At 70.0% G+C, this 16260-nt stretch carries 14 protein-coding genes and 1 tRNA gene; 6 read left to right on the forward strand and 9 right to left on the reverse strand.

Going from position 1 to position 16260, the window contains the following annotated elements:
* Nucleotides 1-4: 4 nt before the first annotated feature.
* On the forward strand, nt 5-1510 hold the full coding sequence (gene gndA, locus ACPW96_RS09850; protein ID WP_425882965.1) for an NADP-dependent phosphogluconate dehydrogenase: 1506 nt from the start codon (nt 5-7) through the stop codon (nt 1508-1510).
* A 51-nt stretch (nt 1511-1561) separates the two neighbouring features.
* On the opposite strand, the gene ACPW96_RS09855 is transcribed toward gndA, so the two are convergent.
* The gene (locus ACPW96_RS09855) at nt 1562-2884 is read right to left on the reverse strand and encodes an FAD-binding oxidoreductase (protein ID WP_425882890.1); all 1323 of its coding nucleotides are present in this window, start codon (nt 2882-2884) and stop codon (nt 1562-1564) included.
* 48 nt (nt 2885-2932) lie between these two features.
* Entirely contained in the window at nt 2933-3943 is a 1011-nt protein-coding gene (locus tag ACPW96_RS09860) for a magnesium and cobalt transport protein CorA (RefSeq protein WP_425882891.1), read from the reverse strand.
* 44 nt (nt 3944-3987) lie between these two features.
* On the opposite strand from ACPW96_RS09860, the gene ACPW96_RS09865 reads away from it, so the two are divergent.
* The 3 genes from ACPW96_RS09865 to ACPW96_RS09875 all read left to right on the forward strand — a co-directional run bounded on the left by ACPW96_RS09865 (nt 3988) and on the right by ACPW96_RS09875 (nt 7339).
* Nucleotides 3988-4980: an SDR family oxidoreductase gene (locus tag ACPW96_RS09865; protein WP_425882892.1), complete on the forward strand. Its 993-nt coding sequence runs from the start codon at nt 3988-3990 to the stop codon at nt 4978-4980.
* A gap of 86 nt (nt 4981-5066) precedes the next feature.
* Nucleotides 5067-5792 (forward strand): response regulator transcription factor, encoded by a 726-nt coding sequence (locus ACPW96_RS09870; protein ID WP_425820081.1) that lies wholly within the window; start codon nt 5067-5069, stop codon nt 5790-5792.
* Nucleotides 5789-7339: a sensor histidine kinase gene (locus tag ACPW96_RS09875; protein ID WP_425882893.1), complete on the forward strand. Its 1551-nt coding sequence runs from the start codon at nt 5789-5791 to the stop codon at nt 7337-7339. The genes ACPW96_RS09870 and ACPW96_RS09875 overlap by 4 nt, the downstream gene beginning before the upstream one ends.
* A 19-nt stretch (nt 7340-7358) precedes the next feature.
* Here ACPW96_RS09875 and ACPW96_RS09880 read toward each other — a convergent pair whose 3' ends face one another.
* The 7 genes from ACPW96_RS09880 to ACPW96_RS09910 all read right to left on the reverse strand — a co-directional run bounded on the left by ACPW96_RS09880 (nt 7359) and on the right by ACPW96_RS09910 (nt 13527).
* A complete protein-coding gene (locus tag ACPW96_RS09880) occupies nt 7359-8906 on the reverse strand; it encodes an FAD-dependent oxidoreductase (protein WP_425882894.1) in 1548 nt (515 codons plus the stop codon).
* A 1-nt stretch (nt 8907) separates the two neighbouring features.
* Nucleotides 8908-9465 (reverse strand): MOSC domain-containing protein, encoded by a 558-nt coding sequence (locus ACPW96_RS09885; RefSeq protein WP_425820078.1) that lies wholly within the window; start codon nt 9463-9465, stop codon nt 8908-8910.
* The gene (locus tag ACPW96_RS09890) at nt 9462-10352 is read right to left on the reverse strand and encodes an FAD:protein FMN transferase (RefSeq protein WP_425882895.1); all 891 of its coding nucleotides are present in this window, start codon (nt 10350-10352) and stop codon (nt 9462-9464) included. The genes ACPW96_RS09885 and ACPW96_RS09890 overlap by 4 nt, the downstream gene beginning before the upstream one ends.
* Nucleotides 10353-10365: 13 nt before the next feature.
* On the reverse strand, nt 10366-10833 hold the full coding sequence (locus ACPW96_RS09895) for an FMN-binding protein (RefSeq protein ID WP_425882896.1): 468 nt from the start codon (nt 10831-10833) through the stop codon (nt 10366-10368).
* A 163-nt stretch (nt 10834-10996) separates the two neighbouring features.
* Nucleotides 10997-12022 (reverse strand): ribose-phosphate diphosphokinase, encoded by a 1026-nt coding sequence (locus ACPW96_RS09900; RefSeq protein ID WP_425820075.1) that lies wholly within the window; start codon nt 12020-12022, stop codon nt 10997-10999.
* The gene (gene glmU, locus ACPW96_RS09905; RefSeq protein WP_425882897.1) at nt 11997-13454 is read right to left on the reverse strand and encodes a bifunctional UDP-N-acetylglucosamine diphosphorylase/glucosamine-1-phosphate N-acetyltransferase GlmU; all 1458 of its coding nucleotides are present in this window, start codon (nt 13452-13454) and stop codon (nt 11997-11999) included. Before glmU ends, ACPW96_RS09900 begins: the two co-directional genes overlap by 26 nt.
* A 1-nt stretch (nt 13455) precedes the next feature.
* A tRNA-Gln gene (locus tag ACPW96_RS09910) sits at nt 13456-13527 on the reverse strand.
* A gap of 203 nt (nt 13528-13730) precedes the next feature.
* On the opposite strand from ACPW96_RS09910, the gene ACPW96_RS09915 reads away from it, so the two are divergent.
* Nucleotides 13731-14249: a MarR family winged helix-turn-helix transcriptional regulator gene (locus ACPW96_RS09915; RefSeq protein ID WP_425820074.1), complete on the forward strand. Its 519-nt coding sequence runs from the start codon at nt 13731-13733 to the stop codon at nt 14247-14249.
* A 128-nt stretch (nt 14250-14377) separates the two neighbouring features.
* The gene (locus ACPW96_RS09920) at nt 14378-16258 is read left to right on the forward strand and encodes an ABC-F family ATP-binding cassette domain-containing protein (RefSeq protein WP_425882898.1); all 1881 of its coding nucleotides are present in this window, start codon (nt 14378-14380) and stop codon (nt 16256-16258) included.
* Nucleotides 16259-16260: the final 2 nt, after the last annotated feature.

Here is a 16260-nt window from a genome sequence, read left to right on the forward strand (position 1 = left end):
AGAGGTGCCCCGTCCGGCTCCGGATGCAACCGGACCGGTCGCCACGCCGAGCGCCGTCGCCAACATTGGGGTCGTCGGCCTCGCGGTGATGGGATCGAATCTCGCACGCAACCTCGCGAGCCGAGAGGGCAACACCGTCGCCATCTACAACCGCAGCTACGTCAAGACCGAGCACCTGGTCGGGGAGCATCCGGAAGCCGGCTTCATCCCAACTCCGAACTACGACGAATTCGCTGCGTCCCTGCAGAAGCCCCGCACCGCCGTCATCATGGTCAAGGCCGGTAGACCGACGGATGCCGTGATCGATGCGCTCGTGGACGTCTTCGAACCCGGTGACATCATCGTCGACGGCGGCAATGCGCTCTTCACCGACACGATCCGTCGCGAGAAGGCGGTGCGCGAGACGGGGATCAACTTCGTCGGCGCGGGCATCTCGGGTGGCGAAGAGGGAGCACTGCTCGGACCGTCGATCATGCCCGGTGGCTCCGACGAGTCGTGGGTCACGCTCGGCCCGATCCTGCGCTCGATCGCGGCAATCGCCGAGGGCGAGCCCTGCGTCACCCACGTGGGCCACGACGGCGCCGGTCACTTCGTCAAGATGGTGCACAACGGCATCGAGTACGCCGACATGCAGCTGATCGCCGAGGCGTACGACCTCATCCGCCGCGGCACGGGCAAGAGCCCGGCCGAAATCGCCGATGTGTTCGCAGACTGGAACAAGGGCGAGCTGGAGTCGTACCTCATCGAGATCACGGCCGAGGTGCTGCGCCAGGTGGATGCCGAGACCGGCGAGCCGCTGGTGGACGTCATCCTCGACCAGGCCGGCGCCAAGGGCACGGGCGCGTGGACGGTGCAGACGGCCCTCGACCTGGGGGTGCCTGTCTCGGGCATCGCCGAGGCCGTCTTCGCTCGGTCGCTGTCATCGCACCCGGAGCAGCGCGCCGTCTCGAGCGACCTGCCGGGCCCCTCGGCGGGTCCGGGGACCGACGCCGCCTTCGCGGTGGACAACCCCGACGCCTTCATCGAGGACGTGCGCCTCGCGCTGTACGCCTCCAAGATCGTCGCGTACTCGCAGGGCTTCGACGAGATCCGGGCGGGCGCCGCTCAGTACGACTGGAACATCGACCTCGGCGCCATCTCGAAGATCTGGCGCGGCGGCTGCATCATCCGCGCGCAGTTCCTCAACCGCATCGCGGACGCATACGCCGAGACCCCCGATCTTCCGGTGCTGCTCACCGCCCCGTACTTCGTCGAGGCGCTGGACCGCGCGCAGGACGCGTGGCGCGGCGTGGTCGCCATCGCGGCGGGCGCCGGCATCCCCGCCCCCGCGTTCTCGTCGTCGCTGTCGTACTACGACGGTCTGCGAGCCGACCGCCTGCCGGCCGCCCTGGTGCAGGGGCAGCGCGACTTCTTCGGGGCGCACACCTACAAGCGCATCGACAAGCCGGGCACTTTCCACACCCTGTGGTCGGGCGATCGCACCGAGATCGAGGCCGAAGACACGCACTGACCCGCTCGGGTTTCGACATGCCGCCGGGTTCGCCCGGCGGCGTTTCGTCGTTCAGACGGGCATCACGTTGTGATTGCGTGAGAACAGGTTGCGGGGGTCCCACTCCCGCTTCACCTCGCCGAGGCGTGCCATCGACTCGGGCGAGAAGATCCGCGTGACGACCGAGCCGTCGACTTCCTGCGTGAAGTTGCCGTACACGCCGGCGCCGCGCGCGGCGATGGCGGACCACTCGGCGTTGATCGCCGCACGCTGCTCGTCGGTCGTGCCCGGCAGGTCGAAGACCCCTGCCATCGCGAACCACGTCGCGTTCCGGGCCGGAAAGGCTGACTCGTCCGGACCGACGTCGCCGAAGGCACCCCCCAGAGACCTCAGGAAGAGCACCGACGCCTCGTGCGCCTCGCGGAAGGAAGCGAGCGCATCGAGCACGTCGTCGTCCGGCTCGACGAGGAGCGTGTTGCCGCCGATGAACCCCGGCATGGGCTGGTCCGGGTCGAATGGCGGCATGTCCATCAGCACGTCGGGATAGGAACGCGCACTCACATCGGTGACCAAGACGCCATCCACGGCGAGGAGCGGGCCGAGGGCCGCGAGGGCCGCGTCGACGTCCTCTCCGATCCAGCACGCCGTGATCGTGGCCCCCGCCGGCGCGCTCGGATCCATCGCCGGCACATCCATGTAGGTGACGGTGAGTTCACGCGGCGCGTGGCGAAGAGTGTCGCGAAGCGCTCGCAGCACGGGCCGCACATCGCCGGGCACGGACAGCTCCGCGAAGACCACACCCGGCAGAGCGTGCGCACGGAAATCGAACCGCGTCACGACGCCGAAGTTGCCGCCGCCGCCGCGCAGCGCCCAGAACAGCTCGGGGTGGCTCGCCGCGGAGACTTCTGCAAGCTCTCCCGCCGGCGTGACGAGCTGCGCGCCGAGGAGCTGATCGGCGGCGAGCCCCCACGCCCGCACCATCCAGCCGATTCCCCCGCCGAGGGTCAGCCCGCCGACGCCCACGGACGCGGTGTCGCCGGAGCTGATGCCCAGCCCGTGCTCCGCGAGGGTGGCCGCCACCGCTCCCCACGTCGCGCCACCGCCGACGCGAACGACGGTTCCCTCCACGTCCACGCCGTTCAGCTCGGCGAGGTCGACGGTGAGTCCGCCCGGCAGCGTGCCCCACGCGCTGTGCCCGCCGCCGCGCACGTTGATCGGCTGGCCCTCTTCGGCCGCCCAGCGGACGGCCGCCACGACGTCCTGCACCGATCCAGGCCGCACGATGACCGCCGGCTCCCCGATCCCCGAGTGGAACAGCCGTGCGGCATCCCACCCGTCGTCTTCCGGCGCGGTCACGCGCCCCGTCATTCCCGCTCGAAGCACATCGATTCGCATGGCGCAGAAACTACCGCAGCCGACCGACATCGCGCACCGGTGTGGCGGCTACAGCCAGCCCTTCCGCTTGAACACGAGATAGAGCGTGATGCTCGTCGCGGCCATCAGCGTCAAGGCCAGGGCGTACCCGAACTGCCAGTGCAGCTCCGGCATGTTGTCGAAGTTCATGCCGTAGATCGTGCCTACCAGGGTCGGCGCGAACAGGATGGCCGCCCAGCTGGAGACCTTCTTCACCTGATCGTTCTGCTCGAGCCCGAACTCGGTCATCCGCCGCATCTCCTCGTTGCTCTGCTGCTCGACGAGGGTCGCGTGCACGGTGAGCGCGCTGCCGAGGGTCGCCCGGAACGTGTCCACCCTGTCGACCACGCGCTTGGCGTGGTCATCGACATCCCGGAAGGCCGGCGCCTCCGCCTTGCCCGTGGATGCCGTCACGATCTGCTGCATGCGATCGAACATGTCCACGAGCGGCACCGTGGCGTGCTGCAGGTCGATCACCTCCCGCTGCAGCCCGAAGATGCGCTTCGAGACGTTGGGGTCGCCGGAGAAGAGCTCGTCCTCGATCTCGTCGATGTCGTTCTCCAGCCCTGCCACGACGGGTGCGTACTGGTCGACGACGTCGTCGCAGATCGCCCAGGCGACCGCGTACGGCCCCTGGGCGAGCACCTCGGGGGTGGCCTCCAGCCGACGCCGGACGGCAGCGAGATCCGGATTCTCCGCGTGCCGCACGGTGATGACGAAGTCCGGCCCGATGAACAGGTGCACTTCGCCGAACTCCACGGTCTCGGATTCGTCGAGGTAGCGCGCCGGCTGCAGCACGAGGAACGTCTTGTCTCCATAGCGCTCGAGCTTGGCGCGCTGATGCCCCTTGAGCGTGTCCTCGACCGCGAGCGGATGCAAATCGAGAAGGAGCGCCAGCTGGCGCATCTCGGACTCGTTCGGTCGGTACAGGCCGATCCAGGCCATTCCACCGCGTGTCCGAGCCTGGGTGATGACGTCCGCGATCGAGCCGTCCGACTCTCGCCGTCCCTCGACATAGACGGCGGCGTCGACCAATGGCATGAGCCCACCCTAGGTGAGGGTCGGACGGCATTAGGGTCGGAAGGGTGACGAGTCTTCGAATCCTGTTCATCGGCGGCACCGGAGTGATCAGCACGGCGTGCGTCGCCAGAGCGCTGGCTGTGGGACACGATGTGACGGTGCTGAACCGGGGCTCGGGGCGGCGAGCCCTCCCGGAGGGCGTACGCGAGGTCGTAGGCGACATCCGCTCACCCGAATCCGTTCGCGCGGCCCTGAGGGACGAGTACTTCGACGTGGTCGCGGAGTTCCTCGCCTTCACCCCCGGACACATCCAGACCGACATCGGGCTTTTCGAGGGCCGCTGCGGGCAGTACATCTTCATCAGCTCGGCATCGGCGTACCAGACGCCCCCGGCGCGCCTTCCCGTCACCGAGTCCACACCGCTGCGCAACCCGTTCTGGCAGTACTCCCGCGACAAGATCGCCTGCGAGGACCTGCTCGTAGGCGCTTACCGCGAGCGCGGCTTCCCCACTACGATCATCAGGCCGTCCCACACCTACGATCACACGCTGTGGCCCAACCTCGGCGGCTGGACGGACATCGCCCGGATGCGGGCAGGCAAGCCCGTGATCGTGCACGGCGATGGCACCAGCCTGTGGACCCTCACGCACAGCGACGACTTCGCCGTGGCCTTCACCGGACTTCTCGGCAATCCGGTCGCGATCGGCGAGGCCTTCCACATCACCGGGACGCACGCGCCGACCTGGAACCAGATCTACGGCTGGCTGGCGGATGCCGCCGGCGTGACCTCCCCGGAGCTCGTGCACGTCGCATCCGAGACGATCGCCCGGATGAGCCCCGATCTCGGACCCGGACTGCTCGGCGACAAGGCGCACTCCATGGTCTTCGACAACGGGAAGGTGCGGGCGCTCGTGCCGGAGTTCCGGACGACGATCACCTTCGATGAGGGCGCCCGCCGCATCCTCGCCCATTACGAGGCCACGCCGGACGGCCAGCAGGTCGACGACCAGTTCGACGCACTGTCCGACCGGCTCGCGGCCTTCGCCCTCGGCGCGTGATGTCGCGCACAACCCCGTCCTGACCTACAGTGAACACATAGCCGTCCACATAGCAGGCTCATAGCTTGGGCCGCCACACTGTACTCATGGCGACCTCTCCCGCACTCCACCGCCCTGACGGCTCTCCCCTGCGCGTGCTCGTGGTCGACGACGAGCAGATGCTGACCGACCTGCTGTCGATGGCGCTGCGCATGGAGGGCTGGGAGGTGCGAACCGCCGGGTCGGGCTTCGAGGCGCTGCAGTCCGCGCGCGAGTTCGCGCCGGACGCCCTCGTGCTCGACATCATGATGCCGGATCTGGATGGGATGGCCGTGCTGCAGCGACTGCGGCATTCCGGCAACGACGTGCCCGTGCTCTTCCTCACCGCCAAGGATGCCGTCAGCGACCGCGTCGCCGGGCTCACGGCGGGCGGCGACGACTACGTCACCAAGCCGTTCAGCCTGGAGGAGGTCGTCGCCAGACTGCGCGGTCTCATGCGACGCGCCGGGTCGGCCTTCTCGAGCGACGCCGAGCCCATCCTGCGCGTCGGAGACCTGACGTTGAACGAGGACAGCCACGAGGTGGAGCGAGGCGGCACCTCCATCGAGCTGACCGCCACGGAATTCGAGCTGCTCCGCTTCCTGATGCGCAACCAGCGTCGTGTCGTCTCCAAGGCGCAGATCCTCGATCGGGTGTGGAACTACGACTTCGGCGGCCGCTCGAGCGTCGTCGAGCTCTACATCTCGTACCTGCGCAAGAAGATCGATCAGGGCCGGGAGCCGCTGATCTCGACCGTGCGCGGCGTCGGCTACATGATCAAGGCGCCCGCGTGAGCGGGACCGAGGCGAAGCGGCGGCGCCCTGCCTGGACGCTGCAGACCCGGCTGATGGTCACGGTCATCGGCATCGTGTCGGCGATCCTCGTGATCGTCGCGGTCACCATGAGCGCGATCCTGGGGGCGGTGCTCGAGGGGCGGCTGGATGACCAGCTGCGGTCGGCAGCGCGCTTCGCGCTCGCGACGCCGCCGGGTGGGTTCGAGGGCCCGGACGTCGACGCGGCATCCATTCTCCGAGCCTCTCCTCAGCAGCCGGGCTTCCTGCTCGTCATCGGATCGCGTCTCGCGCCGGCCAGTGGCGCCTATGTCGAGCAGAACGGATCCGTGACGGCGCTGACCGACACGCAGCTCCAGGATCTCGCCGACGATCTCGAGCGCCGAGGGCCGGGTCCGGCCACCGTTCAGATCGATGGCGTCGGCTCGTACCTCGTGCGCGGCTCGGCGGTGGAGAACTCGGTCGCCGTCGTCGGTCTGCCCCGTACCGAGGTCGAACAGGCCATCGCCCGCATGCTCACCACCATCGGCCTGCTGACAGCGGGTGGGCTCTTCGTGCTCGCCGGGGCGACCGCCCTCGTCATCCGGGTCGGCCTGCGTCCCCTGCGCGCCGTCGCCGACACCGCCACGCGGGTGGCGAGCATGCCGATGGACCACGGCGCGGTCTCGATTTCGGAGCGCGTGCCGGACGAACAGGCCGATGCGCGCACGGAGATCGGGCAGGTCGGCGCGGCGCTGAACACATTGCTCGACCACGTCGATTCCTCCCTGCACGCACGTCAGCGCAACGAGGAGCGGATGCGGCAGTTCGTCGCCGATGCGAGTCACGAGCTGCGGACTCCCCTGGCCTCGATCCGCGGGTACTCGGAGCTGGCCCTCCGCGCCCTTCGACAGGCTCAGGGACCGGTGCCCTCCGGCGGCGGCCAGCACCCGGTGTTCGAGGGAAGCGAGTCCGCGCTCGAGCGGATCCAGGCGCAGTCCATCCGGATGACCCGTCTCGTCGAGGACCTGCTGCTGCTCGCCCGACTGGATGAGGGTCAGGACCTCGTGTACGGTTCAGTCGATCTCACCCAGCTGGCGCTCGAGGCGGTGGCCGATGCACGCCCCGCCGGTCCCGACCACGTGTGGCGTGTCGAGGTCGCAGAAGAGCCCGTCGTGATCGCCGGCGACGCGTCGCGGCTGCATCAGGTCGTGGCCAACCTGCTGGCCAACGCTCGCACCCACACGCCGACGGGCACCGAAGTGACGGTCACGGTGTTCCCCGAGGGGAAGGATGCGGTGCTGAGCGTGCACGATGACGGCCCGGGCATCGACCCCGCACTGCAGCCGGAGCTCTTCGAGCGCTTCGCCCGCGCCGACCGCTCGCGCGCCCGGCAGACCGGGGGGACGGGGCTCGGTCTGTCGATCGCCCAGGCCATCGTGACGGCGCACCACGGAACCATCGAGGTCGACAGCAAGCCGGGCGACACCACCTTCACGCTGCGTCTGCCGGCGCGGCCGCACGCCCCCGTGCCGGCGTCCCCCGCTGCCACCGCGGCCGAGCCCGCCTGAGCTCGCCTGAGCCCCGGGCTCAGTACCCGGCGAAGGCGTCGGTGGTCAGCGAACGGGCCTTCTCGAGCGCGGGTGCGAGCTCCGCGATGAGCCCCGGCGGACCGGAGATGTAGGCGTGCCGCGCTGACAGATCGGGGACGACACGCTCGAGACCTTCCGCATCGAGGCGCACTCCGCGCGCCCAATGCCAGTTCGAGGGCATGTTCTGCGGCTGATCGCGGGTGAAGACGATGACCGGGATGCCGGATGCCTCGATGTCCTCCCGGAAAGCGAGCTCGGCGGCCTCGGATGCCACGTAGACGAGCACGATGTCCCGGTCCTCCTCGGCAAGCCGCACGTGCCGAAGCTGGGAGACGAACGGCGTCACGCCGATCCCGGCCGCGACCATGAGCACCGGCGCGGTGGGGTTGCTGGGCAGGAGGAAGTCGCCCCAGACGCCCGTGACGGCGAGGGCATCGCCCGGGCTCATCGCGGCGAGCGCCTTCTTGTAACTGGATGGATGCTTCGCTCCGCCCTCGCGGAACGCGATGCGCAGCGTCGGGAGGTCTTCGGGGGCGGAGGCGATGCTGAACTCGCGGCGCGTGCCGCGCGCGTCGGGGCGGCGGTGCGGCACCTCGAGCTCGAGGTACTGTCCGGGCACGAAGCGCAGCGGCCGCTTGGTGGTGAACTCCAGCTCCTGCACCGTCGGCGTCGGCGCGGCACGACGGGCGAGCGTGAGCCGAACGGCCGTGCGCAGCGCGAAGGCGAAGGCGAGCAGATTGCCGATCAGCAGGGCGCGTTCCTGCCCGAGCGTGAAGGGTCCGACGTCGATCGGCCAGCCCACCAACACGCCGACGAGGCTGGCAACCGCCATCTGCTGCCATCGCCGCGGCGGCATCGTGAGCGGCTCCGAGAGCATGAAAGCTCCGAGAAAGAGGATCGGCGACTGCCAGAGCGCGAGGGAGAGTAGTTCGCCCGTCGTCACCTCGAACTGGGCCTGCTGGGCCTGCACAGAGAGCCGAAGGACCGTCACGGCGACGGCGATCAGGACGAACAGCGTGATGATGCGGAGCCTCTCGGTGCGCAGCACGACGGCCAGGCCCAGCAGCAGCACCGGCGCCGCCAGGAACGGGCTGCCGACCCACCAGGCCGATGCTCCGAGTCCCGAGATCGTCAGCACGGCGGCGCCGAAGGCCGCGGGGTTGAAGATGTGCCGCCCGCGCCAGGCGAGCACGTACTTCGACAGCGAGGCCACGGCGCCCGCGAAGGCGAGGCCCAGCATGTCGGCGATCTCGATGCTCGGGCGCAGCACGAAGAGCAGGATGGCCGCGGTGATGAGCGAGGACTCGATGCGGTGCGACAGTCTCATCACGCGGTGCGCGATCGCATCGACTCCGACGCATACAGCGGTCAGCACGGCGAGCGTCGCGACGATCTCCAGCGGGCCGGGTACGAGCACCCCGAAGAACGACACCACGAATGCGATGACGATCAACGTGCCGAGCGAGAGCAGCACCAGCCGGTACATCGAGACCTGGCCGAGAAACTGCAGCACACGGCTCCAGCCGGCGGTGAGCGTGGAGATCACATCACACCGGCCCGAGCGGCACGTACTCGCCCACGGGGAGCGAGACGCGGATGCCGTCGCCCGGCCGCACGACACCACCGTGCAGGACCACCGCCATGATCCCGGCCAGTCGCACCACCTCGCCCGCCTCGTCGACGGAGATCAGCTCCTTCATCAGCCCGGGTGAGAGCCCGTTGATCTGGGTGCAGGGATTGCGCAGCCCCGTGACCTCGATGACGGCGTCCTCCCCGAGGTGCAGGCGGCTGCCGCGCGGCAGGGCGAGGAGGTCGACTCCCTCGGTCGTCACGTTCTCACCGAGCTGACCGGGATCGATGAAATGGCCGCGCTCGGCCATGTCGTCGAAGAGCTCGGCGTGCATCAGGTGCACCTGGCGCAGGTTCGGCTGCTCGGCGTCGCGGCGCACCCGCGACCGATGCCGCACCGTCGCGCCGGCGTGGGCGTCGCCCTCTACCCCGAACCCCGCCACAAGCGTGATGGCGTCTCGGGTCGGCTTGCTGAAGCGGTGGGTGTCATCGCGCGCGACGGCCACCACCCGGCCGGCAGACGAGGAGTCGCTCATGAGTCCACGCTAGCGCGCGAGAAGAGCTCCACTGCGCTGCCCGGGGAGTACTCGACCCGGCCGTCGGTCAGCATCCGCACCCACTGGATCCCCCATCGGAAGGCGAGCTCGGGGCCGCCGTCGAAGAAGAGGGCGGTGGCGATCCCGTCGGCGCGCATCGCATCGGGCCCGATCGCCCACGTCGCGGCGACGGTCTGGATCGGCGTGCCCGTCCGCGCATCGAGCACGTGGTGGAGTCCGTCGCCCCACGCCCGCCGGTTCGTCGCCGACGCGCACAGCGCAGCATCCTGGATCGTCGCCACCCCGATCGCGCGGGCCGCGTCGTACGGATGCTCGAGCCCGATGCGCACCGGAGCACCGCGCACCGCGAGGTCGCCGCTCGCGTCGACGACGATGTCCCCGCTCGCGCGGGCCTGCACCACCGACAGCACGCGGTCCACGAGTCGCCCCTTGCCCAGGGCACCCACATCGAGCGTGGACGGCTCCCGCATCCAGAGGCGGTCGGCGTCCCAGAACACGACGTCCTGCCACCGTGTCGGTGCGGGCACCGGAGCCTCGGCCGCCAGCCGATAGCCGCGTCCGTAGCCCAGGTGCGCGAGCGACTCCCCGACGAGCGGATTCACGGCCCCGGAGGTGGCGTGCGAGAGGGCGGCGTACGTCGAAAGCATGTCGCCGGCATCCGGGGGCACGGGCACACTCCGCTCGCCCTGCGCGAGGAGCGCCACGAGCGAATCGGTGCGGAACCGCGACCACTCCCGATCGAAACGGTCGATGAGCCCGGTCACCGCCGCGCGCGCCGCACGATCCAGCGGCGCCGCCGTCTGTATCTCCCACGGCGTGCCGATGGCCTCGAAGCGCCACGAGTGCGACGCGGTCGGCTGATTCACGATGGGCGGGACGTCAGGAAGCGGCGTCGGTCTTGATCTGCTCGATCGCCTCGTTGAACCCGCCGCTGGTCAGCGACGATCCGGCCACGCGGCTGACCTCGATCTCGTCGATGCTTCGGCCGACGACCTCATCCGCGATGCCGCCGATGAAGCGACCCTGGTACTCCTCGGATTCCGGCTTGGTCGGATTGCCGACCACCTCGACGTCTTCGATCACGCCTCCGTCGAGCGTCACCGTCACCTCGATCGTCTCGATCGACTCGGGGGTCTGGTACGAACCGTCGGCGGTGTAGGTGCCGTCGGTGTACGAGCCGCCCGCAGTGGCTCCATCGGCCGTGTCTGCGCCGGATCCCGAACCGCCGGTCTCGGGCGTCGAGGCGCCGCAGCCGGCGAGGATGAGTATGCCCGCGACACCGGCCAGGGCGGCGCCGGAGCGGACGGCTGTGCTGCGGGGCGAGCGGGGGGCGGCGGCGCGGATCATGGGGTCCTCCTTCGTCGTGCCTCACGCGACTGCGGATTCGCGGCGGCGTAACTCCCACGCTACTGAGGCCACCGAGGCTCCGAGCCCTGTTTCGCCTATGAACCTGCTTTGAGCTCGCCCCGTCGACGAAGGGCCTTCAGCACCTCGACGGCGAGGACGGGGGTCAGGCCGCGCCGTCGAACATGCTCGTGACGGAACCGTCCTCGAAGACCTCGTAGATCGCGCGGGCGAGGAGAGGGGCGATGGGCAGCACCGTGAGCCCCGGGAAGCGGCGGTGCTCGGGCACCGGAAGCGTGTCGGTGACGACGACCTCGTCGATCGCGGCGTTGTCGAGGATCGTGGGCGCGGGGTCGCTGAAGATCGGATGGGTGGCGGCGACGATGACGCGCTTGGCGCCGCTGCGCTTGAGGGCCTCGGCCGCCTTCACGATCGTGCCCCCGGTGTCGATCATGTCATCGACGAGCAGGCAGACACGCCCGTCGACCTGGCCGACGATCTCGTGCACCGTGACCTGATTCGCGACCTTCGGATCGCGTCGCTTGTGGATGATCGCCAGCGGGGCGCCGAGCTTGTCGGACCAGTTGTCCGCTACGCGCACGCGGCCCATGTCCGGAGAGACCACCGTGAGCAGCTCCCGGTCCTCGATGATCTTGCGCTCGAAGTACTCCAGCAGCACCGGCTGGGCGAAGAGGTGGTCGACAGGGCCGTCGAAGAAGCCCTGGATCTGGGCGGCGTGCAGGTCGACGCTCATGACCCGGTCCGCACCGGCGGTCTTCATGAGGTCCGCGATGAGGCGGGCGCTGATCGGCTCGCGGCCCCGGCCCTTCTTGTCCTGGCGGGAGTACGGGTAGTACGGAGCGACGACGGTGACGCGCTTCGCCGAGGCGCGCTTGAGGGCATCGAGCATGATCAGCAGCTCCATGATCCACTCGTTCAGCGGTCCGTTGAAGGTCTGGAAGACGAAGACGTCGCAGCCGCGGACGCTTTCGCTGAAGCGGGTGTAGATCTCGCCGCTGGCGAAGGTGCGGTGCTCGGTGGGCAGCACCTCGGTGTCGAGCGCCTTCGCGACACTGGCCGCCAGCTCGGGGTGCGAGCGCCCCGCGACGATGACGAGCTTCTTCTTCGTCCGGGCGACGATGGTGTGGGGCTCGCCCTTGTCCGCCTTACCGCGCTTCGCCTTCTTCGCCATTGCTCGCCTTCTCTGCGGCCTCGGCCGCAGCCGTGCCCGGTCGGTTCTTCGCGACCCAGCCCTCGATGTTGCGCTGGGGGGCGACCGAGAGCGCGAGCGCCCCTGGCGGCACATCCTTGCGGATGACGGCGCCGGCGCCGGTCTTGGCCCCGGCTCCTACCCTAACGGGAGCGACGAAGACGTTGTGCGACCCGGAGTGCACCTGGTCGCCGATCTCCGTGCGGTGCTTGGCGATGTCGTCGTAGTTGGCGGTGATCGCGCCGGCGCCGAGGTTGACGCCCTCGCCGATCGTTGTGTCGCCGACGTAGGAGAGATGCGGCACCTTGCTGCCGACGCCGATCGTGGTGTTCTTGGTCTCCACGAACGTGCCGATCTTGCCGTCCACGCCGAGGTAGGTGCCGGGTCGCAGGTACGCGAACGGGCCGACGGTGGCGCCCGCGCCGATGACGGCGAGGGTGGCGTCGGCGCGCTTGACGCTCGCCCCCTCCCCCACCTCGCAATCGACCAGCGTCGTGTCGGGGCCGATCGTAGCGCCCTCGGCGACCGTGGTCGCGCGCAGGAGCTGGGTGTTGGGCAGCACGGTCACGTCGCGGGCGAGCGTCACCGTGTCATCGATCCACGTGCTGGCGGGGTCGAGGATCGTGACGCCCTCGAGCTGCCACCGGCGCACGATCCGCTCGTTCAGGATGCCGGCCGCCTCGGCCAGCTGCACGCGGTCGTTGACCCCGAGCGCGACGCGCGGATCCGGCGCGGTCGTCGCGGCCACGTCGTGACGCGAGTCGCGCAGGAGCGCGATGACGTCGGTCAGGTAGCGCTCGCCCTGCGCGTTGGCGGTGCCGACGAGCTCGAGGTGCGCCCGCAGCTGCGGAGCCCGGAAGACGTAGACGCCGGCGTTGATCTCATGCACGGATGCCTCGTCGTCCGATGCGTCCTTCTGCTCGACGATGCGCTCGACGCCGCCGTCGGCTCCGCGGATGACGCGCCCGTAGCCCGTCGGGTCATCGAGGAGCGCGCTCAGGAGCGTCGCCGCGGCGCCGGTGGCGCGGTGCGCCGCCACCAGCTGGGAGAGGGTCTCCGCCGAGAGCAGCGGAACGTCGCCGCTGAGCACCAGCACGTCTCCGTCGTACCCCTCGGGCAGCTGCGCGAGGGCGACCTGCACGGCTCGGCCGGTGCCGGGGATGTCGTCCTGGTCGACGACGTCCACGTGCGGGGCGTCGGAGTGGATCGCCTCGACGACGGCGTCGCGTTCGTGCCGCACCACCACGCGGATGTGCCCGGCGCCGAGCGACTGGGCGGTGTGGATGACGTGACCCACGAGTGGGCGGCCGCCGATGCGGTGCAGCACCTTGGGCAGGGCGGATTTCATCCGGGTCCCCTGGCCGGCGGCCAGGATCACGATGGCGAGGTGGTCGTCGATGTCGATGTCGGTCACGCTCCGCCGCCAGGATTCGAACCTAGACCTAACAGCTCCAAAGGCTGTCGTGCTGCCATTACACCACGGCGGATGACGGGCCGTTCCGGGCATGGCGCGGCCGCCTGACAAGTCTGCCAGACGGCCACGCGTGCGCTTCCCGCTCCGTGTTCGTTTTCCTGCCGCTGGAGGTCATCGCCGGCGGCACCGGAACGGCGGTCACGCTGCCGACGTCTTTCATCCGGCGCGAGAGCGACCGAGACCGGAGCCGACCGGTGCTTCGATAGAGTGCCGATCATGACGGATGCCGAGGCCGACCGCGTTCGGCCGACCGACGAGGTCGACCGCATCGTCGGTGCGTGGAGCGCGCAGCGCCCCGACCTCGACTTCTCGCCCCTGGAGGTGCTCTCCCGGGTGGACCGGCTGTCGCGCCACCTCGATCGATCGCGCCGCGAGGCGTTCCGCCGCAGCGACCTCGAGCCGTGGGAGTGGGATGTGCTGTCGGCTCTTCGCCGCGCCGGCGAGCCTTTCCAGCTGAGCCCCAAGCAGCTGCTGCAGCAGACGCTCGTCTCGAGCGGCACGATGACGAACCGCATCGATCGCCTGGTCGCGCGCCGGCTCGTGCGGCGGGAAGCCGACCCGGACGACGGGCGCAGCATCCTCGTCATCCTCACGGCGGACGGCCGCCTGCGCGTCGATGCGGCCATCACGCGCCTGGTCGACGCGGAGGCCGTGCTGCTCGCAACCCTCTCCCGTTCGGATCGAGAGCGTCTCGCCGGACTGCTGCGCAAGCTCAGCCTCGGCTTCGACGCCTGAGCAGGAGGATCCGGGCGCGCGCCCCTTTGCGGGGCTCCGCCCCACACCCCCGGCTTGCTGACGCGCGCCCCTTTGCGGGGCTCCGCCCCACACCCCCGGCTTGCTGACGCGCGCCATAAGCTGGAGGGATGGCCCACCTCCTCGGCGGAGAGCATCTGCACGTCGAATTCCCCGCGAAAGTCGTCCTCGACGACGTCACGGTCGGCATCGACGGCGGCGACCGCATCGGCATCGTGGGCCGCAACGGCGACGGCAAATCGACGCTCATGAAGGTGCTGACGGGCCGGATGGATCCCGACGAGGGGCGCGTGACACTGCGAGGCGGCGTGCGCGTCGGGATGCTCGCGCAGGACGACGACCTGCCGGAGGACGAGACCGTGCGGCACGCTATCGTGGGCGATCGGCCGGAGCACGAGTGGCTCGGCGATGCCCGCGTGCGGGACGTCCTCGACGGGCTGCTGCGCGATGTGCCGCTCGACACGGTCGTGACGGGCCTCAGCGGGGGGCAGCGTCGGCGCGTCGGCCTCGCGCGTCTGCTCGTCGGCGAGTGGGATGTCGTGGCGCTGGACGAACCGACGAACCACCTCGACGTGGAGGGCATCGCCTGGCTCGCGGAGCACCTCGCCGCCCGGTGGCCCCGCGGTACCGGTGGGCTGCTCCTCGTCACGCACGACCGGTGGTTCCTCGATGCCGTCTGCACCCGCATGTGGGAGGTGCACGACGGCACCGTCGACCCCTTCGAGGGCGGCTATGCGGCGTACGTTCTGCAGCGCGTGGAGCGCCAGCGCCAGTCGGCTGTCGCCGAGAGCAAGCGTCGCAACATCCTGCGTAAGGAGCTGGCCTGGCTGCAACGGGGCGCGCCGGCGCGCACGTCCAAGCCGAAGTTCCGCATCGACGCCGCCACGCAGCTGATCGCGGACGAGCCGCCGCCGCGCGACAACGTGGAACTGGCCAAGCTCGCCACGGCGCGGCTCGGCAAGGACGTCGTCGACCTGCTGGATGCCGGGGTCACCTACCCCTCGACAGGCTCGGGGACCGCCGGGGCAGGGGCCGCGGGCTCCGCGGCGGCGGGCGGCACGGCGGGCGGGGACGCGGCGGCGGGCGACGGCAACCCGGTGACCGTGCTGAAGGACGTCGAGTGGCGCATCGCGCCGGGCGAGCGCACCGGCATCCTGGGTCCCAACGGGGTCGGCAAGTCGACGCTGCTCGGACTGGTGTCGGGAACCATAGAACCGACGTCCGGGCGGGTCAAGCGCGGAAAGACCGTTCAGGTCGCGCAACTCAGCCAGCGCCTGACCGAGCTCGACCAGTTCGCGAACGAGCGGGTGCGGGACGTGCTCTCCCTGCAGAAGACGTCGTACGTCACGGGCGGCAAGGAGCTCACCCCGACGCAGCTGCTCGAGCGCCTCGGTTTCCGCTCCTCGGAGCTCTCGACACCGGTGCGCGACCTGTCCGGCGGGCAGAAGCGTCGCCTCCAGCTGCTTCTCGTGCTGCTCGGCGAACCGAACGTGCTGATCCTCGACGAGCCCTCCAACGACCTCGACACCGACATGCTCGCCGCGCTCGAAGACCTGCTCGACTCGTGGCCCGGCACCCTGCTCGTCGTGTCGCACGACCGCTATCTCATCGAGCGCGTCACCGATCAGCAGTACGCCATCGAGAACGGCCGCTTGCGGCACCTGCCGGGCGGCGTCGACGAGTACCTGCGCCGCCGTGCCGCCGCGCGCACCGCTCAGGAGTCGGCGCCCGCAGCGCCCTCGACCGCGCCCGCCTCGGCATCCGGGCTCACCGGCGCCGACCGCCGCAACGCGGAGAAGGAGCTGTCCTCGATCGAGCGGCAGCTGAGCAAGCTGGCGAAGCGCATCACCGCGGCGCACGACGATCTCGCCACCCACGACCAGTCGGACTATCCGGGCGTCGGACGGCTGAACGCCGAGCTGCAGTCGCTCGAGTCGGATGTCGCGGCGCTCGAGGAGCGATGGCTCGAGGTCGGCGCCCTGCTCGACTGATT

Source organism: Micromonospora sp. DT81.3 (assembly GCF_049847225.1).
In the GTDB taxonomy this organism is placed as follows: Bacteria; Actinomycetota; Actinomycetes; order Actinomycetales; family Microbacteriaceae; genus Microbacterium.